Source organism: Faecalibacterium sp. I3-3-33, assembly GCF_023347295.1.
Classification (GTDB): Bacteria; Bacillota; Clostridia; order Oscillospirales; family Ruminococcaceae; genus Faecalibacterium.
Map to the genome: position 1 here is coordinate 522,603 of NZ_CP094469.1, position 20,318 is coordinate 542,920.

Consider the following 20,318-nt stretch of genomic DNA (forward strand, 5'->3'; position numbering starts at 1 on the left):
TTCAGGGAATCATGTACTTTTTTCGTCGGGAAAAGATCCAGTGCCGGTACCAGTTCTCGCTGCGGGATGCGGTGGATATCACCCTCTTGCAGCGAGCACTGACCACGGCTTTGGCAAGTGCGCCTTATTACACCCAGCGTCTGGTGCAGGAAAAGCGGGAGATGTGGCTGGAGCCCAACACGGAGCCCTGCCTTGTGTACCCCGGTAGCACCATGCGCAATATCCCGGAGGAAACGAACGGCTATCTGTTCTGCATCAGCTGCGAAGGGGATACCGTCTATTTTGACTGGTACCACTTCCTACTGGACGGCCACGGGGTATCGCCCCTGTTCACCAGCATTCTGGAACAGTACTGCAACCTGCGTTACGGCACTGCCTTTGCGGTGCAGCAGATCGTGTGCGACCCGCCCTATGATATGGAGGCTATGCTGGCAGAGTATCCGCCCGTGGAGGCCGGGAGCGATGCCATCCAGCGGGACGTGGTGCAGACTTATGAGGGTGCGCTGCGCCGTACCCGGGTGTACTTGAGCAAGCAGAGCCTGGTGGAAAAAGCGCTGGCAAACAATGCAAAGCCGGTAAGCGCCCTGATGGGGCTGTTGTGCATGGCCATGCGGGAGTATCTGGGTAAGGAGAATATCCAGTATTCCTACTCCTCCGATACCCGCGATGTGGCTGGTGTGCCGAACGCACTGTACAACTGCGTATGCAGCTTTGAGCATACGGTGCAGCTGCAAGCCCAGACCCGCCTTGCGGATCTTGTATCTGACGTAGATGCAGACATCAAGCGGGACTTGCAGCCGCAGTCCAAGCGCCGCCGCATGACCGAGCAGATGGGCTGGGTGTACAAGGTGGACCAGCAAAAAGCGCCCCTGCGCATCAAGCAGCGGGTGTTCCAGATGGGTGAGTACATCGGCGGCACCATTTCGGATTTCTGGCTCAGCTATCTGGGCAATCCGCTGATGCCCGCCACCCCGGAGCTGACACAGTACACCACGGATTTTGGCGTCTGGGTACCGCCGGAGGGCGCATCCGTGGGCGTGGAGGCCGCCAGCCTGAACGGAAAGATCATCCTGTGCATCCACAACAAGGCACCCAACCCGGGTCTGGCCGATATCCTCCGCAAGACCCTTGAAACCGAAGGTGTTGCGGTGCTGGAAGCCGAGGATCTGGACTGAGAAATACATATCATAAAAGCAAAGGGCTGCTGCACGTTTTTGTGCAGTGGCTTTTTTGCTGTGTTTTGTAAGAAAATCCGGTTGCAAAGCTGCGAAAAAATGGTTAAATAGAGAAAGGATATTTCCGTAAAGAGAGGTACACCATGGAACAACCGAACACGCGCCTGCGCAATGCGGGCTTTGCGACCTTTTTCTTCAGCGGCATCTGCGCCATCAGTGCAGGTGTGGTGGTCAGTCTGTTGCAGGAGCGCTACGGCTTTGCCTACGGCATGACTGGTACGCTGCTCTCCCTGATGAGCGTGGGCAACCTGCTGGCGGGTCTGCTGATGGGAATGCTGCCCAGCGTGCTGGGCATGAAGCGCAGTGTGCTGCTGTTGACCATTGGTTACGCGGTGGGTTATGCCGTCATGGGGCTGACCGGTGCAGTGGCGCTGCTGGCAGCGGCCTTTTTTGTGGTAGGCATCGCTAAGGGCAGCGTCATCAACACCTGTACCATTCTGGTCAGTGATCACTCCGCCGACCGCACCCGGGGCATGAACCTGATGCACAGCTGCTACGCCTGCGGCGCACTGCTGTGCCCCTTCCTCATCGCGGCAGCAGCCCGGGTAAGCACCGAGCTGGCTGTGTTTTTACTGGCAGCTATGGGCCTTTTGCTCTGGCTGGTATACGTCTTTACCCCGCTGCGCGGCGGCAAGAGCAAGGGCAATGCAGAGAAAGAGACCATCGACTGGAGCTTTTTGCGCTCTGCCCGCTTCTGGCTGCTGACCGGATTGCTCTTTTTCCAGAACGCCGCTGAGCAGAGCGTCAACGGCTGGATGGTGACCTACTTCAAGGGCAGTGGCATCATTGCGGGCACGCTGGCGGCCTACACCGTCACCGTGATGTGGGGCGCTACGCTGGTGGGACGGCTGCTCATCGCCTTTGTGTTCCCCTTAAAAAAGCCCCGCAAGGCCATGGTGGGCATGAGCGTGCTGTGCACCGTGTTCTATGTGCTGCTGGTCATGGCGCACACGCAGGGCGCAGCCATTGCGCTGCTGTTCGCCTTTGCCATCTCCATGTCCGGGCTGAACCCCACCGCCGTGGCCAGTGCAGGCCGCATGACCAGCGTGACCAGCATGGGCATCATGCTGCCGGTGGCTTCCAGCGGTGCCATCCTGATGCCGTGGGTCATCGGCATTGTGGCCGAGCGCGCAGGTCTTGCCGCCGGTATGGCCTCCAATATCGTGCCCTGCGTGGGTCTGGTGCTGTTCACCCTGCTGGTAGCAAAGCTGCCGGAGGAATAAGAAATGAGGTTCTGCTGACGCAGAAATGATGTTTGCGCTCTGCGCAAAATGATGTGCCGCCGGTGCGGCAATGCCGGTTTATAAGAGCAATGCCGGGCAGCCTGCGGGCTGTCCGGCATTGCATTTTCACAGGAGAGGGCGCGGAGGATATTTTAAATCGTTTTGCGTCAGCCCTCAATACCTCTTGCTTTGGCGCTGAACTCGCAGCCGCAGTAGTCCTGCCGGTACAGGCCGTACTGCTCCGAAAGCTGTAGGCTGCGCAGGTAGCCGTTGTGCTTTTTGAAGTCCGAGGGCAGGTGCTTGACCCCGAATTCGGCTTCCAGTTCCTGCCCAATGGCGTTGATGCGGGCGGCGTCCTTGTGGGGGCTGATGGACAGGGTGGTGGTGAACCAGTCAAAGCCGTTGTCCCGGGCGTACTGCGCGGCGCGGCGCATCCGCAGCCGGTAGCAGACGGTGCAGCGGCTGCCGCGCTCCGGCTCATTTTCCAGCCCGGCTACGGCGGTGTAGAACTGCTGCGGATCGTAAGTGTCCTCCACCACGGTCACCCCCAGCGGGTGGGCGGCGGCTACGAACTTTTGCAGCTCCTCGCCCCGGCGGTGGTACTCTGCCGCAGGCCATGTGTTGGGGTTGTAGTACAGCACCGTGATCTCAAAATATCGGCACAGCTGTTCCAGCACGGCACTGGAACAGGGACCGCAGCAGGCGTGGAGCAAAAGGCGCGGGCGGGCATCGCCAAGGGTTGCCAGCACGGCGTCCATCTGCTGGGCATAGTTGCGTTGTGTTGCCATTGGTATCATCCTTTGCTATAATGGTCTTGCCTACATTATAGCATATTTTACGATGAAATACAGGAGGTTTCCCCCATGACAGAAGAAAAGATCGCCCGCATCAATGCGCTGGCCAAAAAGAGCAAGACCACCGGCCTGACCGAGGCCGAAAAAGCCGAGCAGCAGGCGCTGCGGCAGGAGTATCTGGCCGACATCAAGGCCAGCCTGCGCAGCCAGCTGGAGCGCACATCCATTCAGGAGCCGGACGGCACCATCCACAAGGTGACCCGCCGCACCGACCTGACCGGGGAGCGCAGCTGAGCGTGGAAGAATCGTTTGGATTTCGGGGCACAGAACCGTCTGCGGGCGTTTCTGTACCCCGTTTTTGCAGGCGGTGCCGCAAGGCTTCCCCGCACGCATTTTTGCCTATTCGCATAGGATGGCGCACAGCGGAAAAGGGGAGATGACGGCATGAGACAGACAAAGCGGTTTGCGGTGGTGGGCGGTGATGCCCGGCAGGCGGCGGCAGGGTGTGCACTGGCACGGGCAGGGTATACGGTGGGCGGCGTGCAGCAGCTGCCGCAGGCAGACTACATCCTGCTGCCGCTCCCGCTGGAACAGCCCGGTCTGCCGCTGACGCAGCTGCTGGGCGCGGCAAAGCCCGGCGCGCTGGCGCTGGGCGGCAAGGTGACGGAGAGTGCAAGGACCATTGCCCGGGCGGCAGGGGTGGAGCTGGTGGACTACTTTGCCCGCCCGGAACTGACCGTGTATAACGCCATCCCCACCGCCGAGGGCTGCATCGGCATTCTGCTGGAGCGGCGCAGTCGTACCCTGTGGGACGCGGCGGTGCTGGTGCTGGGCTTTGGCCCGGTAGGGCGGGCACTGGCGGTGCGTCTGGCGGCGCTGGGTGCGCGGGTGACTGTGGCGGCACGCCGCCCGGTGCAGCGGGCGATGGCAGAGGAGCTGGGGCTGCGGGCGGTGCCGCTGACAGACCTTGCCGCAGAAGCTGCCGCCTTTGACACAGTGGTGAACACCATCCCTGCGCCGGTGCTGACGGCACAGGTGCTGGCGGCGCTGCCGAAGGGGTGCCTGATCGTGGATCTGGCCTCAAAGCCCGGCGGCACAGACTTTGCCGCCGCCCGGCGGCTGGGGCATACGGCGCTGCACGCGCTGAGCCTGCCGACGGTCTGGGCACCGGAAACGGCAGGGGAGGCGCTGGCACGCACGGTGCAGGCTATTTTGCAGGAGCGGGAGGGAAGGGTATGACCACAGAGAAAAAGGGCTGTCTTGCCTTTGCGGTGTGCGGCAGCTTTTGCACGCTGGAGGATGCCTTGGGCGCGGCGCAGGCGCTGACGGCACAGGGCTGGACGCTGCTGCCCGTTATGAGCTTTGCCGCGCAGCAGAATACCCGGTTCGGCACCGGGGAAAGCTGGCGGCAGCGCCTGCAGGCCGTTACCGGGCAGCCGGTGCTGGATACCTTGCAGGCGGTAGAGCCGCTGGGACCCCGGCGGCTGGCGCAGGCGCTGGTAGTCGCGCCCTGCACCGGCGCAACGCTGGCGCGACTGGCGGCGGGGCTTTCGGATACGCCGGTGACCCTTGCTGCCAAAAGCCTGCTGCGGGTGGGCAGCCCGGTGGTGCTGGCAGTCTCCACCAACGATGGCCTTGGCGCTTCCGGGGAAAACATGGCACGGCTATGCCAGCGCAAGCACTATTACTTTGTGCCCTACGGGCAGGACGACCCCTTTGCCAAGCCCCAGAGCCTGAAGGCGGACCTTGCCCTGCTGCCCGCCGCCGTGGACGCCGCTTTGCGGGGTGAGCAGCTGCAGCCGGTGCTGCTGGGGCAAAGGAATGCGTAAATCTCTTTTCAGCGGGGAAAAAATGTGGTATACTCCAAATGATGCCTTGCGGGCATAAAACTGACAAGCGGAGAATACCTGATGAAAAAATTTACCGCAGCACTGTGCACTGTGCTGCTTTTGATAGGCGCTGTGCTGGTGCCCGGCGCGGCAGCAGCCGGCCCGGCACTGGCCAATACTCGGGGCTACTGCATCATGGATGCAGACACCGGCCTTGTGCTGGCGCAGCAGAATATGGACGAGGAACTGCACCCGGCCTCCATTACCAAGGTGATGACCCTCGGTCTTGCCTGCGAAAAGGCGCAGGGAGATTGGGATGACGTAAAGCTGACCGTGACCCACGAGGATGTCTACTCGCTGGCGGGCACGGATTCCAGCCATATCGCCCTGCTGGAAGGGGAAGAAGTCCCCTTGGTGGATGCGCTGTACGCCACCCAGATGGCAAGTGCCAACGACGGTGCCAACCTGCTGGCGGAATATTTCGGCGGCGGCACCATCGCGGACGGCGTGAAGGCCATGAATGCGCAGGTGGAGGAACTGGGGCTTGCCCACACCCACTTTTCAAACCCCCACGGCATCAGTGATGACGACCACTACACCAGCTGCTACGATATGGCGCAGATCCTGCGCTGGGCATTGCAGCAGCCCGGGTTTGAAGATGTGTTCACCCGCAACCAGATGTACACCATGCAGTCCACCAACATTCAGCCGGTGATCCGTTACTTCTCCCAGCAGGATAAGATCCGCATCGGTTCCAGCCGCTACCATATCGACAGTGTGCTGGGCTCTAAGCTGGGCTACACCAACACCGCCCGGTACAGCTATGTCTGTCTGGCAGAGCAGGATGGGGTACGGTTGATCTGCGCGACCATGCAAAGTCAGCTGAGCACCGATAAATATAACGATATGCGCACCCTGCTGGACTACGCCTTTGCTACCTATAAAAGCTACACCCAGCTGCCCGGCGGCAGCGTCACCGCACAGCTGGCAGTGGCGGGCGGCGGGCAGAGCCTTGGCACCGTTACTGTGGCAGACCCCGGGGTGAAGCTGCTGCTGGCCGAGGGCTTGTCTGCGCAGGATGTGACCGTGGACTTAGAACTGCCGGAGCAGTATCTGCTGGGCGCAGAGCCCGCCGTGTATGCGGTGTACACCCTGAACGGCGGCGCAAAGCAGGAGAGTACCAGCGTGCGGGTAAAGGCCGAGATCACCGGTCTGGCCGAGCTGCTGGAGCAGAGCACCGGCACAACGCTGGAAGCCGCCAAGGACGTGGAACCGGGCAGCAGCGCATGGCTGCTGGCGGGCATCTCGGTGGGCTGCACGGTGGGTGCGGCAGTGGTCACGGTGCTGGTGCTGCGGGTGCACGCACGCCTGAAAAAACACCGCAAAACGGCAAAGCGCCGCAACAAAGCGTAAAAGCCTGTTCAAAACCAGACTTTTCCAGATAAAGAAAAAGCTTTCAGAAAAAAGAGAGGTAAAATATCATGGGTAAGTTTATTTTTACGCAGACCGAGATCCCCGGCGTGGTGGTCATTGAGCCGCAGGTGTTCGGCGATGACCGCGGCTATTTTATGGAGACCTACCAGAAGGATCAGTTTGCAGAGGCTGGCATCGACAAGGAATTCGTGCAGGACAACCAGAGCCGCTCCACCCGGGGCGTGCTGCGCGGGCTGCACTTCCAGAAGAACCACACCCAGGGCAAGCTGGTGCGCGTGACCAAGGGCGAGGTGTATGACGTTGCCGTGGACTGCCGCCCCCACAGCGCTACCTTTGGCAAGTGGGTGGGCGTGACCCTCTCTGAGGACAACAAGAAGATGTTCTATATCCCGGAGGGCTTTGCCCACGGTTTTCTGGTGCTGAGCGATGTGGCAGAGTTCTGCTATAAGTGCACCGATGTCTACGACCCCACCAGCGAGGGCGGCATCCCCTACGACGACCCCACCGTCAACGTGCAGTGGCCGGACTGCGGCTGCGAGCACAAGACCAGCGCAAAGGACAAGCTGCACGAGCCCTTTGCCGCCCAGAAGTTCGAGTATTTTGAAAAGTGGTGATCGCCCGTGGCAAAATTCAAAGCAATGTGGAACGGCTTCTGGCGCTACCGCTATCTGCTGTGGAACCTTGTAAGCCGTGATTTCAAGCTGAAATACCGCCGCAGCGTGCTGGGCGTGGTGTGGAGCGTGCTGAACCCGCTGCTCATGTGCCTTGTGTACTGGGCGGTGTTCAGCAGCCTGATGGATATGCGCGGCAGCGGCATCGACAACTTTGCCGTCTTTCTGATGTGTGGCCAGCTGCTGTTCAACTTCTTCAACGAGGCTACCTCCACCAGCATGAGCAGCGTACTCAGCGCCGCCCCGCTGCTGAAAAAGGTGTATATCCCCAAGTATATTTTCCCGCTGGAAAAGTGCTGCTTTGCCATGGTGAACTGCGTGTTCAGCTTTGTGGCCCTGCTGCTGGTCATGATCTTTACCGGCGCACCCTTCCACCTCACCCTGATCGAGGCAGTGTACCCGCTGGTGACCTTGTTCTTCTTCAGTCTGGGCGTCAGTATGTTCTTGGCGGCGGCTACCGTGTTCTTCCGGGATATCATGCACATCTGGAGCGTGTTCGTCACCGCGCTGCTGTATTTCTCCGCCATCTTCTACGACCCCACCCAGATGACCTTTTCCATCGGCGGCTTCAATATGCAGCAGATCATCAAGCTGAACCCCATGTACTGGTATATCACGGGCTTCCGCCGCACGGTGATGTGGGGCATCCCGCTGGATTGGAATATGTTCCTTGTCTGCGGCATCTGCGCGGTAGTGTCCATGGTAGTGGGGCTGCAGGTGTTCCGCAAAACGCAGGACCGCTTTGTGCTGCACATTTAAGGAGGGTGAACAATGGAACCGATCATCAAAGTGGACAATGTTTCCATGTGCTTCAACCTTTCCAAGGAAAAGCATGAGAGCCTGAAGGAGTACTTTCTGGCCATGGTGCAGGGGCGGCTGCAATACGACGAGTTCTACGCTTTAAAGGACGTCAGTCTGGACATTATGCCCGGCGATTTTTACGGCCTTGTGGGCTTGAACGGCTCGGGCAAATCCACCCTGCTCAAGACCATTGCCGGGGTGTACAAGCCCAGCAAGGGCAAGGTGACCGTAAACGGCACCATCGCCCCGCTCATCGAGCTGGGCGCGGGCTTTGATATGGACCTGACTGCCCGCGAGAACATCTACCTCAACGGCACGGTGCTGGGCTTCTCGCCCAAGTATCTGGACGAAAAATTTGACGAGATCGTGGAATTCAGCGAGCTGGAAAACTTTCTGGATGTGCCGCTGAAAAACTACTCCTCCGGCATGGTGGCGCGCATCGGCTTTGCCATTGCCACCATCACAAAGCCCGATATCCTCATCGCGGACGAGGTGCTGTCGGTGGGTGATTTCCTGTTCCAGCAGAAGTGCGAAAAGCGGATGCAGGAGCTGATGGCGGGCGGCACCACGGTCATTCTGGTGTCCCACTCCATCGAGCAGATCGAGCGGATGTGCACCAAGGTGGCATGGCTGAGCCACGGCCACCTGAAAATGAACGGGGATACCGCAACAGTCTGCGCCGCCTACAAGGCGACCCAGCGCGGCGAGGTCTGATATGAATGTACGGTTGAAACGCGCCAAGGAGCTTGCCGGCTATGCCGTGCAGCTGACAAAGGACGAGGGCTTGCCCACCATGGTCAGGCGCGGCGCGGGCTTTGTAAAGCGCCGCTGCTTTGGCAAACGCGCACGCTACCTGCCCGCCAAAAAGGTGCTGGAAGCCCAGCGCGCCGAGATGGCGGGCAAAACGGCGGCAGACTGCGGCCTGCCCACCATTTCGATATTGACCCCGCTGTACAATACCCCGGAAAAATACCTGCGGGAATTTCTGGATTCCTTCGTGGGGCAGACCGCGCCCAACGGGCAGCTCTGCCTTGCCGATGCTTCGGACGCCGCCCACGGGGACGTGGAACGGATCGTAAAGGAATATCAGCAAAAGAATCAACAGATCGTATACAAAAAGATCGAAAATCAGGGCATTGCGGCCAACACCAACGCCGCCGCGCAGCTGGCAACGGGGGAGTATCTGGCGCTGGCTGACCACGACGACATTCTGGCACCCCATGCTCTGTACACTATGGGCAAGGCCATTTTGCAGCTGCGGCAGCGCGGCGAACCGGACGGTTTTCTGTATAGCGATGAAGCCTTGTTCACCAAGAGCATCCGCCGCCCCATGGTGGCGCACTTCAAGCCGGACTACGCCCCGGACTACCTGCTGTGCTGCAACTACATCTGCCATCTGGCGGTGTTTAAAAAGGCACTGTGGGAGCAGCTGGGCGGCGAACGCCCGGAATGCGACGGCAGTCAGGATCATGATCTGTTCCTGCGGCTGCTGGAAGAGACCGGCGGTGCCGCCCATGTGCCGCAGGTGCTCTACTACTGGCGGGTGCACGCGGGGTCTACCTCCGGCGGTGCAGACGCCAAGCCATATGTTGCGGCAGCGGCCAAAAAGGCGCTGACAGACCACCTGACCCGCACCGGGCGCACCGGTACGGTGGAGGACGGCTTGTTCCCCAGCACCTACCGGGTGAAATGGGACATCGTGGGCGAACCCAAGGTGAGCATCCTTATCCCCAACAAGGACCACACCGAGGATCTGGAAAAGTGCCTGCACAGCATCTGGACAAAGACCGACTGGGAGCACTTTGAGGTCATCGTGGTGGAGAACAACTCCACCGACCCCGCCACCTTTGCCTACTATAAAAAGGCGCAGCAGCGTTACGACGGTCTGCGGGTGGTCACCTACCCGAAAAAAGGCTTCAACTTTTCCGGCATCAACAACTTTGGCCGCAAATACGCCACCGGCGAATATCTGCTGCTGCTGAACAACGACGTGGAGGTGCGCAGCGGCGAATGGCTCACTGAACTTCTGCGCCAATGCGCCCACCCCGGCGGGGCGGCCGTGTGCGGTGCCATGCTCTTTTACCCGGACGAGACCATCCAGCACGCGGGCGTCATTACCGGGCTGGGGGGCTACGCGGGGCACAGCCACAAGTACAAAAAGGCAGGCGGCAGCGGGTATCTGTTCCGCACCGCCACGGTGCAGGACTTTTCCGCTGTGACCGGTGCCTGCCTGCTGGTAAAGACCAGCGTGTGGGACGAGGTGAAGGGGCTGGACGAAGCCTTTGCGGTGGCCTTCAACGATGTGGACTTCTGTCTGCGGGTGCGGGATGCGGGCTACCGCATTGCGTGGACGCCCTACGCCCAGCTGACCCACTACGAGAGCAAGAGCCGCGGCGGGGACGAAAAAGACCCGGTAAAGGCACGGCGCTTTGCCGCCGAGCAGCAGCGTCTGTACGAGGTGCACGGCAAGGCGAACATCCTGCATGACCCCTACTACAACCCCAACCTGACCATGGACCGGGAGGATTTTTCCGAAAGCGATGATCTGCGCGGGCTGAAAGAGGGACGCATCACGGTGCAGTGGAGGGAATAACAGCATGAACATCAAAGGTCATTTCGAGACCATCACCCGGCACAAGCTGCTGGTGATGAAATACTGCTTTGAATGCGGGTTGTATGAGCAGGGCCTTGCCCACGACCTGAGCAAGTACAGCCCCACCGAGTTCATCCCCGGGTGCATCTATTATCAGGGTGACCACAGCCCCAACGAGGCGGAGCGCGCGGCCAAGGGCTACACCTCGGCGTGGCTGCACCACAAGGGGCGCAACAAGCATCATCTGGAATACTGGATCGATTACAGCACCACCAAGACCGGCCTGACCGGCATGAAGATCCCCCTGCGGTACGTCTGCGAGATGGTGTGCGACCGGGTGGCGGCAAGCCAGATCTATCTGGGCGATAAGTACACCGATGCCTCCGCGTGGGAGTACTACCAGCGCAGCAAGGATCACTACCTGATGCACCCGGAGACCCGGGCGCTGCTGGAAAAGCTGCTGTGCATGGTGCGGGACCTGGGGCGTGAGCGCACCTTTGCCTACATGAAATTCCTGCTTGGCTGCGAGACTGATTACTGAACCCGAAAGGCTGCTGCACAGACTGTGCGGCAGCCTTTTTGCGTGCAGAACCCCGTGAAAAGGCAATTCTGGAAAATCGGCAGATTTTCCGGAATTGCGAATAAAAAATAATTTTTCCACGGAATATGGCTGGAGCGCACGCGGAAGCTATTTTAAAATGTTCCTGCTTTTGCGTGCTTTGCCGAAACTTTCCGGCAAAGTTTGGCGCATCTGCCCATTGACAGCACACCGCGGCAGAGGATAAGATGAAACTGGGGAGCAACGCGCTCCCATAAGAAGAAAGCGAGGGACCACAGATGAAGCTTTGGAAACGATGGACGGCAGCGGTCCTTGCAGCTGCAATGGTGCTGCTGCTTTTAACAGCCTGCGGGCCCTCCGGCCCTTCCACACCGGATGCGCCGGACAAGCCGGGCAGCAGCGAACCCGGCAAAGACCCCACCGACCCCGGAACGGGAGAACCCGGCAAAGACCCCGAAGAGGAAAATACCGTGGAACAAAAGAAGGCCGCAGTGGTGGAAGCACTGAACACAGTGCGCAAGGACTACGGCAATGACACCCCGCTGACCATGGACGCCGAGGTCTGCGCCATGGCTGAAAAAATGGCAAAATTGCAGCTGGACGGTCTGCTTGGCAAGTACGGCAGCGACCCGATGAAGAGCGAGCAGTACGCGAAGGACTGGAACGCCATCAGCAAGCTGACGGTAAAGGGCAAAAAGCTGGTGGGCGTAGGCGGCTACGGCGGGGATCCCACAGAGAGCGTGATCCGCGGCTGGGCAAAGAACGGCAGCACCCTGAAAAAGGCACTGGTCACGAGCACGGAAGCCACCCTTGTAGGCGTGGGTGTGGTGCAGAACACTGACCCCAAAACGAAGGATAAAATTCCCTTTATGGTGGTCGTGATGACCTACTGAATATGCGCAAACGCCGCTGACGAAAAGTCGGCGGCGTTTTTGTGTGGTTCGTGCATTGACAGCCGCCGCCCGTGAGGTTACACTGTTTTTATGGCAGACTGCGTGGTCTGCTGGGGTATTTATCATTTACAGGAGGGCAAAACCTATGAAATGTATCAAAAAACTGGTTGCGCTTACGCTGGCTGCTGTGCTGGTGCTGACCATGCTCACCGCTTGCGGCGGTACACCGAGTGTGCCAGAGGCAACGGAAGAAACAAAGCAGATCGTGGACAATATCAATGCGGTTCGGACGGAAAACGGCCTGTCGGCACTGGAGATCAACACGGCTGTAACGGATGTGGCCCAAAAATATTTAGCGGTACAGGAAAAGAAGAAGCTGAATCTGATCTCGGAAGAAAACTATCAAAAGGAAATGCGTGAGCTGTATGCCATTAAGGTGGCTGGCAGAAGCTACATCGGATATTTAGCAACGACATCTAACTCCTCGGGCGAGAAGGCTTTGACCAAGGAAAGCTGGCAGAAAACGTATGATTCGAACAAGATGAATTATAGTGATTGTCGGATCGTGCGCAGCGCTGATGCAAAATATGTTGGTGTTGTCATGAAACAAATCAGCAATGGTAAGTATATTACGGTCGTTGTGACTTACTGATTTGTAATTTGAAATCTCTGCAAACGCCGCTGACGAAAAGTCGGCGGCGTTTTTGTGTGGTTCGTGCATTGACAGCCGTCGCCTGCGGGGTTACACTGCTTTTATGGCAGATCGCGTGGTCTGCCGGGGTATTTATTATTTACAGGAGGGCAAAACCTATGAAATGCATCAAAAAACTGGTTGCGCTTACGCTGGCTGCGGTGCTGGCGCTGACCATGCTCACCGCTTGCGGCGGTACATCTGCCCCGTCGGCTCCGCTCCACGAAACAAGCAAGGAGGTCAGAACGCAGGTTTTGAACGGTTTGAATAAAACGCGTGCAGAGCTTGGAAAGCCGGACTTGAAAGAAAATGCAGAAGTGGACCTTCTGGCAGAACGCTATATGGCAGCATTGAAAAAGTGCGGTGCAAACTGGAACGATACTGATATGAAAAATACGCGAAGCGAGCTTGTAGAAGAAGCTCGTGCGCTGAAAATTGATGGTGCAGAGGTCACCATCACCATGGCACAGGTACGCTATACAGAAGGAACCGACAAGCCGCTGGTAGACGGCGGCTATTTTGGTCTTGATAAGACCGAGGCAGACTATGTCGGCATCGCAGTAGATAATATCGGAAGCAAGACCTATACGATCGCATGGCTCATCAAGACGGCGTCCTGATAAGTTAAAAAACAGATATAAAATAAAACACCCCGGCCGGGCGGTTTTACCGCTTGGCCGGGGTGCTGTTTTGCAAGAAATAATTACTGCTCGTTTTCGTAGATCTTGATATAGCGCGGGGCGCTTTTATCCTGCCAGAGCAGCAGAATGGCGGTCAGGGCGACAGCCAGTGTGGTGAGGACGGCGAGCAGAGCTTTGAGAACTTTCATGGTTTGGTGCCTCCTTGTGAAGTTCGGGAGCGGAGCGGGGGACGTTCCGCCTGTCATGTTAGGTATAGTATAGCATATTCCCGCAGTAAAGGCAAACGGCAGAGAGGGGAGAACAAAAAGAAAAATACGGTGGTTAGTCAAAACTAATTGACGAAAACGAATAAGAAAGTTCAGGAAAATTCATCATTTGGGGCGTGATGTCGTTGACTTCCCGCGCCAAAATGATACAATAAGTGTGTTAAGCAGCTGCTGTCCCTGTACCAGTGCGCCTGCATGGGCGTGGGGATAGCAATTCAAGCAGAATGGGGGATTTGAAATCCATGTTGAACAAGCTGAAACGTGCGGCGCTTGGCGCGCATACGCCGCATGACAAGGCAACTGCTGCAAGCAAACCTGTCCCGATGCCTCTGCCCGCGCAGGTACGCATCCTTATGAGCCAGCACATTGGCGCACCCGCCAAGGCACTGGTGAAAAAAGGCGATGAAGTGTTCGTCGGCACCAAGATCGGTGAGGCGGGCGGCTTTGTCTCCGCAAACATCCACTCCAGCGTTTCCGGTATGGTAGCTGCAGTGGAAGCTTTCCGTCTGTCCAATGGCCGTATGTGCGATTCTGTTGTCATCAAGACCGATGGCAAGCAGACCGTAGACCCGGCCGTCAAGGCACCGGAAGTCACCGATAAGGCAAGCTTCCTTGCTGCCGTGCGCGAGTGCGGTCTGGTCGGTCTGGGCGGCGCAGGCTTCCCCACCGATGTGAAGCTGCAGCCCAAGCAGCCGGTGGATACTTTACTGATCAACGCCTCCGAGTGCGAGGTGTGGCTGACCAGCGATACGCAGGAGATGCTGGAGTGCAGCGATGATATCATCCGCGGCATCAAGGCTGTGCTGCAGTATACCGGCATCCCGAAGTGCATCATTGGTATTGAGAACAACAAGCCCGAGTGCATCGACCTGCTGTGCAAAAAGACCAAGGACGACAGCGCTATTGAGGTAAAGCCCCTGCCCAGTGTCTACGGCACCGGCGCAGAGCTGATCCTGATCGAGAAGTGCCTCGGCCGCGAGGTGCCCCACGGCGGTCTGCCCGCTGATGCAGGCGCTATCGTGATGAACGTGACCAGCGTTTCCACGCTGGGCAAGTATCTGGCTACCGGTATGCCGGTGGTCCAGCGTACCATCACCGTGGACGGCGATGCCTGCGCAAAGCCCCAGAACGTTGTTGTGCCCGTGGGCACCGCCTATCAGGACATTCTGGACTATGTGGGCGTCAAGGGCGAACTGGGCAAGGTGGTTGCCGGCGGTGCCATGATGGGCCCCGCTGTGGAGAACCTTTCCTACCCCACCACCAAGACCACTTCCGGTCTGATCCTGCTGAGCAAGGCAGCTGCACAGCCCGCACAGGTCAACCCCTGCATCCGCTGCGGCCGCTGCGTGGAGTACTGCCCCATGGGTCTGGAGCCTGTGGAGGTCAATCAGGCCTACGCCGCCCGCGATGTGCAGGAGCTGGGCAAGCTGCACGCTGACTACTGCTTCAACTGCGGCAGCTGCTCCTTCGTCTGCCCGGCAAAGCGCCCGGTCACCCAGATGATGAGTCTGGCCAAGGCCTTCTATCTTGGCGAAATCAAAAAAGGAGGCAATAAGTAATGGATACGAAGCTTATTGTTTCGGCTTCCCCGCACGTCCGCAGTGACGAGACCACCCAGAGCCTGATGGCCAACGTGATCGTTGCACTGTGCCCCTGCGTGGTTGCCTCTGCGATCATTTTCGGCGTGCGCGCCCTGCTGGTCACCGCCGTTTCCGTGGTAGCCTGTGTGGTCTTTGAGTGGCTGTACTGCAAGCTGCTGAAGCGTGCAAACCCCATCAGCGACCTGTCCGCTGTGGTCACCGGCATCATTCTGGCTATGAACGTGCCTGTGGGTATGCCCATCGGTCAGCTGATCATCGGCGATCTGGTGGCCATCATCGTTGTCAAGCAGCTGTTCGGCGGCATTGGCATGAACTTTGCAAACCCCGCTCTGGTGGGCCGTATCGTGCTGTTCATCAGCTTTGCCGGCTCCATGAATAAGTGGGTGTTCCCGGATGCAGCAGTGGATCAGCTGTCCAAGGCTACCCCGCTGGCTGTGGCAGATCCTTCCAAGCTGAGCCTGCTGGACCTGTTCATGGGCATCCACGGCGGTGTGCTGGGCGAGACCTGCGCACTGGCCATCGTGCTGGGTCTTATCTATCTGGTGGCTACCAAGACCATCAGCATCGCCATCCCGGCTTCCTACGTTGGCAGCGTGTTCGTGTTCTACCTGATCGCTACCAAGGATCTGCACAGCGCACTGGTTGCCGTGCTGAGCGGCGGCCTGCTGTTCGGTGCTGTGTTCATGGCTACCGACTACGTTACCAGCCCCTTTACCCTGAAGGGCAAGCTGGTGTACGGCGTTTGCCTTGGCATCGTTACCTTTGCCATCCGCTACTGGGGCAGCTACACCGAGGGCGTGTCCTTCGCACTGCTGTTCATGAACCTGTGGGTCCCGTACATCAATGATCTGACCCGTCAGACCCCGTATGGCTATGTGAAGCCTGCAAAGAAAGCGAAGGAGGGTGCTGGCAAATGAGTAAGACTGCAAATTCCAGCTGGGAAACCACCGGTAAGCCCATCGTTGTGCTGACCGTCATCTCTCTGATCGTCAGCCTGCTGCTGGCTCTGGTGAACGGCATGACCGCTCCCGTTATCAAGGAGAACACCCGCCGCACCACGCTGGCTGCTTATGTCAGCGTGATGCCCTCTGTTTCTGACGCAGCTACGCTGGAGGAAGTTACCGATTACACCACCGCCAACGTTACCGGCGTGGTAAAGGCTCCGGACGGCGGCATTGCCATCAAGGCCGAGGAAAAGGGCTTTGACGGCGGCATCCTGACCGTCATCATGGGCTTCGACGCCAACGGCGCCGAGACCGGCATCTGGGTGGACGCTTCTACCCAGACCAAGGGCATCGGCTCCAATGTGTCCACCGATGACTTCCTGGCACAGTTCAACGGCATGGACGGCACCAAGAACATTGTGATGAATCAGGATTTCGATGCGTACAGTGGCGCAACCATTTCGTCCACCGCTCTGTTTGCTGCCATCAATGATTGTATCAACTGCTTCAACGAGCTGGCATAAAAGGAGGTTGGTAAGAAATGGCACAAGAAAATAAGTCCAAGGTAAGCATCCTTACCAACGGCATCATCAAAGAAAACCCTGTTCTGCGTCTGGTTCTGGGCACCTGCTCCATTCTGGCCGTTACCACGGCAGTTTCCAGCGCACTGGGCATGGGCGCCGCCTTCACCTTCGTGCTGGTGTGCTCCAATATCATGATCTCCCTGCTGCGGAAAGTCATCCCCGGCAAGGTGCATCTGCCCTGCTACATCGTTATCATTGCAGGCTTTGTGACCATCGTGCAGATGTTCATGCAGGCCTACATGGAAAGCCTGTACAACGCTCTGGGCGTGTTCCTGCCCCTGATCGTTGTCAACTGTATCATTCTGGGCCGTGCCGAGATGTTCGCCTGCAAGAACAATGTGGTGGATTCCGCACTGGACGGCGTGGGCATGGGTCTCGGCTACACCCTCACCGCTACTCTGATGGCCTCCATCCGTGAGATTCTGGGCAGCGGCACCTGGCTGGGCTTCCAGATCATTCCGGAAAGCGTTGCCAAGATGTCCATCATGACGCAGGCTCCCGGTGCATTCTTCTGCTACGGCATCCTGATGGCAGGCTGCATCTGGCTGGAAGGCAAGCTGGACGCCCGTATCGAGCGCAAGAGCTGCTGTGATCTTGACAATCTGAAGAAGGAGGCGGAATAAGATGCTCGTCAAACTCGCTGCGATCTTCTTCAGCATGATCCTTGTCAACAACTATGTGCTGGTGAAGTTCTACGGTATCTGCCCGTTCCTGGGCGTTTCCAAAAAGCTGGATTCCGCTGTTGGTATGTCCGGTGCTGTCATCTTCGTCATGTTCATGGCAACGGCCGTTACCTTCCCCATCCAGATCTTCATTCTGGACCCGGCTGGTCTGAGCTACCTGCAGACCATCGTGTTCATTCTGGTCATCGCTGTGCTGGTGCAGTTCATCGAGATCTTCCTCAAGAAGTACGTCGTTGCACTGTATAACTCGCTGGGCGTTTATCTGCCCCTGATCACCACCAACTGCTGCGTGCTGGCTGTTACCATTCTGGTCGTGGGCGACTACGGCGCAGATGTGGCTGCACACGGTTTCGGCTACGCCTACATCGAGGCTCTGATCTGCGCCATCGGCGCAGGCTGCGGCTTTATGCTGGCTATGGTCATGTTCAGCGGCGTGCGTAAGCGCGTGGAAGCCTGCGATCCCCCGGCACCCTTCAAGGGCCTGCCCATCACCCTGATCGCAGCTGCAATCACCAGCCTGTCCTTCATGGGCTTCGGCGGCATCGTCGAAAACCTGTTCAATGTTACGCTGTAAGGGAGGAACAGGACTATGAATATTGTATCTGCTGTTATCCTGTGCACCATCGTGGGCGCTGTGGGTGCTATCATTCTGGTAGCCGCCGCAAAGTTCATGGCGGTGGAGGAAGACCCCCGCATTGAGGAAGTTTCTGCCTGTCTGGCCGGCGCAAACTGCGGCGGCTGCGGCTACGCCGGCTGTGCCGACTACGCCAAGGCAGTGGTTCTGGACGGCGTGCCCTGCGACAAATGCGCACCCGGCGGCCCCAAGGCTGCTGCTGCCATTGCCAAGATCATGGGCGGCGAGGCAAGCGCCGTAGAAAAGAAGGCTGTTGTGCAGTGTCAGGGCAGCTCCGAGCACTGCAAGCCCGCCTACGACTACAAGGGCATCCAGACCTGTGCTGCTGCGGCAGCCCTGTACGGCGGCCCCAAGACCTGCTCCTTCGCCTGCATCGGTCTGGGCGACTGCACCAAGGTGTGTAAGTTCGACGCCATCCACATCGTGGACGGTGTGGCCAAGGTGGACAAGGATAAGTGCACCGGCTGTGGTGCCTGCGCCAACATCTGCCCCAAGCAGGTGATCATGATCGACGCTGCCGGCCCCCGCAAGCCGGTGGTCATGTGCTCCAACAAGGATAAGGGCGCTGTGGCAAACAAGCTGTGCACCACTTCCTGCATTGCCTGCGGCATGTGCGAGCGCACCTGTAAGTTCGACGCCATCCATGTTGTGGACGGCGTGGCACGCGTTGATTACGACAAGTGCAAGGGCTGCGGTATGTGCGCCCAGAAGTGCCCCAAGCACATCATCCTGTTCCCGCTGAAGGACGACCCTAATCCCCCGAAGCCCGTGGTGAAGCCCGCCGCTCCCGCTGCTGCCCCCGCAGCAAAGCCGGAAGCCAAGGCTGAGGCAAAGCCCGAGGCCAAGGCAGAGTAAACTGTAAACCAAAGCCCGCCGTGCTGCAATGCCCGGCGGGCTTTTTGTATGAAAATGATTGAGAATGCCCTCCGCTTGCGCTTTGGGCATCTTCAGCGGAATAATTATTTTTAATTTCGCGTTTGTCGCGCTCTGCGGAGCGCTCCAAACGCTTTTTTCACAGGAGGGGCCGAGAAGGCAAACGGTAACGCACTCCGCAGCGCCGCGCTTCCGAAGGAAGCGGCGCTGCAAATGCAGTTTACCATTACGACCCTTCTCGTGAAAATGGCAGAACGGAACGCCCGCAGGCGTTCCGTTCTGCCGAAATCTAAAATAAATTTTCCTTAAATCATGCCCAGAGCAACGCGGAGGGCATTTTAAATCGTCCGCTCTCCCGTTTATTCCGTCTTAGTGGGGCGGATGGTCACCTCGCCGCAGCGCAGCGCCTCGGTGCGCCCGCCCTCCCGCTGCACCACCAGCCGCCCGGCATCGTCAATGGAAAGCGCCTGCGCGGCGTAGGTCTCGGTGCCGGTGCACACGGTCACCCAGTGGCCGGGCACAAAGCAGCGGGCGCGGTACTCGTCCAGACATTCAAAGCCCGGGCAGAGCGCTAACAGCTCCCGCCCGATAGCGCCTGCCAGCGCCGCCCGGCTTACCGGGGCGGGGTCGCCGGGGTATAGGCTGCCAGCTTTGGCGGTCAGCTCCGGGGGAAAGTCCTCGGCGGTGGCGGTCAGGTTCAGCCCGATGCCCACCACCAGCCACTCCAGCTGGCCGCTTTCAAGGTCAGTACCGGCTTCGGTCAGGATGCCGCACACCTTTTTGCCCTTATAATACAGGTCGTTCACCCATTTGATGGCAAGTTCCAGCCCGCACAGCGTCTGCACAGCCCGGCACACCGCCACTGCCGCGCCGATGGTGGCGGTCTGGGCGTTGGCGGCAGGCAGCGGCGGGCGCAGCACCACCGAGCAGTACACCCCCTTGCCCGCCGGGCTGGCAAAGCTGCGCCCCAGCCGCCCGCGCCCGGCGGTCTGCCCGCCCGCCAGCACCAGAGTGCCGTGGGCAGCGCCTTCCAGCGCCAGCAGCTTTGCGGTGCGGTTGGTGCTTTCCAACGTGTCGTACAGCTGCACCGGGGCAGGGTAGGGGCCTACCGCCTCGGTGCAGAAGGGATCGCCGCCCAGCAGGCGGTACCCCCGGCGGGAGGCGGCTTCCAGCACATAGCCCTGCGCGGTAAGCGCAGCCGCCGCCTTGTGCACGGCAGCGCGGCTGACCCCCAGCTGCTGCGCCAGCTGCTGGCCGGAAATATAAGCGCCCTCGGCGGCGCTGAGCGCCTGTAAAAGCGCCTGACGGGTGGTAGAAGCCATGGCGTAAATCCTCCCTGTGTGCTATACTGCTATTGTACCATATCTGC

23 protein-coding genes are annotated in these 20,318 nt (G+C 59.0%); 20 read left to right on the forward strand and 3 right to left on the reverse strand.

Annotated elements, in window-relative coordinates:
- Nucleotides 1-11 precede the first annotated feature (11 nt).
- Complete coding sequence (locus tag MTP39_RS02470) at nucleotides 12-1,175, forward strand: hypothetical protein (RefSeq protein ID WP_249241299.1); 1,164 nt, start codon at nucleotides 12-14, stop codon at nucleotides 1,173-1,175.
- A gap of 143 nt (nucleotides 1,176-1,318) precedes the next feature.
- The gene (locus MTP39_RS02475) at nucleotides 1,319-2,458 is read left to right on the forward strand and encodes an MFS transporter (protein WP_249241300.1); all 1,140 of its coding nucleotides are present in this window, start codon (nucleotides 1,319-1,321) and stop codon (nucleotides 2,456-2,458) included.
- Between the two features lie 167 nt (nucleotides 2,459-2,625).
- Here MTP39_RS02475 and MTP39_RS02480 read toward each other — a convergent pair whose 3' ends face one another.
- Nucleotides 2,626-3,255 carry an epoxyqueuosine reductase QueH gene (locus MTP39_RS02480; RefSeq protein ID WP_249241301.1) on the reverse strand — a complete coding sequence of 210 codons (630 nt, stop codon included), beginning with the start codon at nucleotides 3,253-3,255 and terminating at the stop codon, nucleotides 2,626-2,628.
- Between the two features lie 66 nt (nucleotides 3,256-3,321).
- Between MTP39_RS02480 and MTP39_RS02485 the strand changes: the two genes are divergently transcribed.
- The 12 genes from MTP39_RS02485 (at nucleotide 3,322) to MTP39_RS02540 (ending at nucleotide 13,343) form a co-directional block, all read left to right on the forward strand.
- A complete protein-coding gene (locus MTP39_RS02485) occupies nucleotides 3,322-3,546 on the forward strand; it encodes a DUF896 domain-containing protein (RefSeq protein WP_097785386.1) in 225 nt (74 codons plus the stop codon).
- Nucleotides 3,547-3,696: 150 nt separating this feature from the next.
- On the forward strand, nucleotides 3,697-4,491 hold the full coding sequence (locus MTP39_RS02490; protein WP_249241302.1) for an NAD(P)-dependent oxidoreductase: 795 nt from the start codon (nucleotides 3,697-3,699) through the stop codon (nucleotides 4,489-4,491).
- Entirely contained in the window at nucleotides 4,488-5,081 is a 594-nt protein-coding gene (locus tag MTP39_RS02495; RefSeq protein WP_212792436.1) for a dipicolinate synthase subunit B, read from the forward strand. Before MTP39_RS02490 ends, MTP39_RS02495 begins: the two co-directional genes overlap by 4 nt.
- 81 nt (nucleotides 5,082-5,162) lie before the next feature.
- The gene (locus MTP39_RS02500; RefSeq protein ID WP_249241303.1) at nucleotides 5,163-6,494 is read left to right on the forward strand and encodes a D-alanyl-D-alanine carboxypeptidase family protein; all 1,332 of its coding nucleotides are present in this window, start codon (nucleotides 5,163-5,165) and stop codon (nucleotides 6,492-6,494) included.
- Between the two features lie 68 nt (nucleotides 6,495-6,562).
- Complete coding sequence (gene rfbC / locus MTP39_RS02505) at nucleotides 6,563-7,129, forward strand: dTDP-4-dehydrorhamnose 3,5-epimerase (protein WP_005923016.1); 567 nt, start codon at nucleotides 6,563-6,565, stop codon at nucleotides 7,127-7,129.
- Between the two features lie 6 nt (nucleotides 7,130-7,135).
- The gene (locus tag MTP39_RS02510) at nucleotides 7,136-7,945 is read left to right on the forward strand and encodes an ABC transporter permease (protein ID WP_249241304.1); all 810 of its coding nucleotides are present in this window, start codon (nucleotides 7,136-7,138) and stop codon (nucleotides 7,943-7,945) included.
- A gap of 12 nt (nucleotides 7,946-7,957) precedes the next feature.
- Complete coding sequence (locus MTP39_RS02515; RefSeq protein WP_097782992.1) at nucleotides 7,958-8,701, forward strand: ABC transporter ATP-binding protein; 744 nt, start codon at nucleotides 7,958-7,960, stop codon at nucleotides 8,699-8,701.
- A 1-nt stretch (nucleotide 8,702) separates the two neighbouring features.
- A complete protein-coding gene (locus MTP39_RS02520) occupies nucleotides 8,703-10,580 on the forward strand; it encodes a glycosyltransferase family 2 protein (RefSeq protein ID WP_249241305.1) in 1,878 nt (625 codons plus the stop codon).
- Between the two features lie 4 nt (nucleotides 10,581-10,584).
- The gene (locus MTP39_RS02525; RefSeq protein ID WP_117554455.1) at nucleotides 10,585-11,121 is read left to right on the forward strand and encodes a DUF5662 family protein; all 537 of its coding nucleotides are present in this window, start codon (nucleotides 10,585-10,587) and stop codon (nucleotides 11,119-11,121) included.
- 296 nt (nucleotides 11,122-11,417) lie between these two features.
- Nucleotides 11,418-12,032, forward strand: coding sequence for a hypothetical protein (locus tag MTP39_RS02530; RefSeq protein ID WP_249241306.1), 615 nt, complete (start codon nucleotides 11,418-11,420; stop codon nucleotides 12,030-12,032).
- A gap of 145 nt (nucleotides 12,033-12,177) precedes the next feature.
- Nucleotides 12,178-12,684, forward strand: a complete 507-nt coding sequence (locus tag MTP39_RS02535; RefSeq protein ID WP_249241307.1) for a CAP domain-containing protein — start codon at nucleotides 12,178-12,180, stop codon at nucleotides 12,682-12,684.
- 158 nt (nucleotides 12,685-12,842) lie between these two features.
- On the forward strand, nucleotides 12,843-13,343 hold the full coding sequence (locus MTP39_RS02540; RefSeq protein WP_249241308.1) for a hypothetical protein: 501 nt from the start codon (nucleotides 12,843-12,845) through the stop codon (nucleotides 13,341-13,343).
- A gap of 83 nt (nucleotides 13,344-13,426) precedes the next feature.
- Here MTP39_RS02540 and MTP39_RS14000 read toward each other — a convergent pair whose 3' ends face one another.
- Entirely contained in the window at nucleotides 13,427-13,552 is a 126-nt protein-coding gene (locus MTP39_RS14000) for a hypothetical protein (RefSeq protein ID WP_015537317.1), read from the reverse strand.
- A gap of 320 nt (nucleotides 13,553-13,872) precedes the next feature.
- Between MTP39_RS14000 and MTP39_RS02545 the strand changes: the two genes are divergently transcribed.
- The 6 genes from MTP39_RS02545 to MTP39_RS02570 are packed head-to-tail and all read left to right on the forward strand — an operon-like array spanning nucleotide 13,873 to nucleotide 18,931.
- Nucleotides 13,873-15,189, forward strand: a complete 1,317-nt coding sequence (locus MTP39_RS02545) for an RnfABCDGE type electron transport complex subunit C (RefSeq protein ID WP_249242082.1) — start codon at nucleotides 13,873-13,875, stop codon at nucleotides 15,187-15,189.
- A complete protein-coding gene (locus tag MTP39_RS02550; protein WP_097785402.1) occupies nucleotides 15,189-16,148 on the forward strand; it encodes an RnfABCDGE type electron transport complex subunit D in 960 nt (319 codons plus the stop codon). Before MTP39_RS02545 ends, MTP39_RS02550 begins: the two co-directional genes overlap by 1 nt.
- A complete protein-coding gene (locus tag MTP39_RS02555) occupies nucleotides 16,145-16,699 on the forward strand; it encodes an FMN-binding protein (protein WP_005923037.1) in 555 nt (184 codons plus the stop codon). Before MTP39_RS02550 ends, MTP39_RS02555 begins: the two co-directional genes overlap by 4 nt.
- 17 nt (nucleotides 16,700-16,716) lie before the next feature.
- Nucleotides 16,717-17,382 carry an electron transport complex subunit RsxE gene (rsxE, locus tag MTP39_RS02560; protein WP_249241309.1) on the forward strand — a complete coding sequence of 222 codons (666 nt, stop codon included), beginning with the start codon at nucleotides 16,717-16,719 and terminating at the stop codon, nucleotides 17,380-17,382.
- A gap of 1 nt (nucleotide 17,383) precedes the next feature.
- The gene (locus tag MTP39_RS02565; protein WP_249241310.1) at nucleotides 17,384-18,016 is read left to right on the forward strand and encodes an electron transport complex protein RnfA; all 633 of its coding nucleotides are present in this window, start codon (nucleotides 17,384-17,386) and stop codon (nucleotides 18,014-18,016) included.
- A gap of 15 nt (nucleotides 18,017-18,031) precedes the next feature.
- Nucleotides 18,032-18,931 (forward strand): RnfABCDGE type electron transport complex subunit B, encoded by a 900-nt coding sequence (locus tag MTP39_RS02570; protein WP_249241311.1) that lies wholly within the window; start codon nucleotides 18,032-18,034, stop codon nucleotides 18,929-18,931.
- 377 nt (nucleotides 18,932-19,308) lie between these two features.
- Here the strand turns inward: MTP39_RS02570 and MTP39_RS02575 are convergent, their stop codons facing one another.
- Nucleotides 19,309-20,271 carry a biotin--[acetyl-CoA-carboxylase] ligase gene (locus MTP39_RS02575; protein ID WP_249241312.1) on the reverse strand — a complete coding sequence of 321 codons (963 nt, stop codon included), beginning with the start codon at nucleotides 20,269-20,271 and terminating at the stop codon, nucleotides 19,309-19,311.
- Nucleotides 20,272-20,318: the final 47 nt, after the last annotated feature.

Bases quoted from the DNA above. Each gene is read 5' to 3' on its own strand.
- MTP39_RS02470 (WP_249241299.1), top strand. From the start codon at position 12: ATGTACTTTTTTCGTCGGGAAAAGATCCAGTGCCGGTACCAGTTCTCG.
- MTP39_RS02475 (WP_249241300.1), top strand. From the start codon at position 1,319: ATGGAACAACCGAACACGCGCCTGCGCAATGCGGGCTTTGCGACCTTT.
- MTP39_RS02480 (WP_249241301.1), bottom strand. From the start codon at position 3,255: ATGATACCAATGGCAACACAACGCAACTATGCCCAGCAGATGGACGCC.
- MTP39_RS02485 (WP_097785386.1), top strand. From the start codon at position 3,322: ATGACAGAAGAAAAGATCGCCCGCATCAATGCGCTGGCCAAAAAGAGC.
- MTP39_RS02490 (WP_249241302.1), top strand. From the start codon at position 3,697: ATGAGACAGACAAAGCGGTTTGCGGTGGTGGGCGGTGATGCCCGGCAG.
- MTP39_RS02495 (WP_212792436.1), top strand. From the start codon at position 4,488: ATGACCACAGAGAAAAAGGGCTGTCTTGCCTTTGCGGTGTGCGGCAGC.
- MTP39_RS02500 (WP_249241303.1), top strand. From the start codon at position 5,163: ATGAAAAAATTTACCGCAGCACTGTGCACTGTGCTGCTTTTGATAGGC.
- rfbC (WP_005923016.1), top strand. From the start codon at position 6,563: ATGGGTAAGTTTATTTTTACGCAGACCGAGATCCCCGGCGTGGTGGTC.
- MTP39_RS02515 (WP_097782992.1), top strand. From the start codon at position 7,958: ATGGAACCGATCATCAAAGTGGACAATGTTTCCATGTGCTTCAACCTT.
- MTP39_RS02520 (WP_249241305.1), top strand. From the start codon at position 8,703: ATGAATGTACGGTTGAAACGCGCCAAGGAGCTTGCCGGCTATGCCGTG.
- MTP39_RS02525 (WP_117554455.1), top strand. From the start codon at position 10,585: ATGAACATCAAAGGTCATTTCGAGACCATCACCCGGCACAAGCTGCTG.
- MTP39_RS02530 (WP_249241306.1), top strand. From the start codon at position 11,418: ATGAAGCTTTGGAAACGATGGACGGCAGCGGTCCTTGCAGCTGCAATG.
- MTP39_RS02535 (WP_249241307.1), top strand. From the start codon at position 12,178: ATGAAATGTATCAAAAAACTGGTTGCGCTTACGCTGGCTGCTGTGCTG.
- MTP39_RS02540 (WP_249241308.1), top strand. From the start codon at position 12,843: ATGAAATGCATCAAAAAACTGGTTGCGCTTACGCTGGCTGCGGTGCTG.
- MTP39_RS14000 (WP_015537317.1), bottom strand. From the start codon at position 13,552: ATGAAAGTTCTCAAAGCTCTGCTCGCCGTCCTCACCACACTGGCTGTC.
- MTP39_RS02545 (WP_249242082.1), top strand. From the start codon at position 13,873: ATGTTGAACAAGCTGAAACGTGCGGCGCTTGGCGCGCATACGCCGCAT.
- MTP39_RS02550 (WP_097785402.1), top strand. From the start codon at position 15,189: ATGGATACGAAGCTTATTGTTTCGGCTTCCCCGCACGTCCGCAGTGAC.
- MTP39_RS02555 (WP_005923037.1), top strand. From the start codon at position 16,145: ATGAGTAAGACTGCAAATTCCAGCTGGGAAACCACCGGTAAGCCCATC.
- rsxE (WP_249241309.1), top strand. From the start codon at position 16,717: ATGGCACAAGAAAATAAGTCCAAGGTAAGCATCCTTACCAACGGCATC.
- MTP39_RS02565 (WP_249241310.1), top strand. From the start codon at position 17,384: ATGCTCGTCAAACTCGCTGCGATCTTCTTCAGCATGATCCTTGTCAAC.
- MTP39_RS02570 (WP_249241311.1), top strand. From the start codon at position 18,032: ATGAATATTGTATCTGCTGTTATCCTGTGCACCATCGTGGGCGCTGTG.
- MTP39_RS02575 (WP_249241312.1), bottom strand. From the start codon at position 20,271: ATGGCTTCTACCACCCGTCAGGCGCTTTTACAGGCGCTCAGCGCCGCC.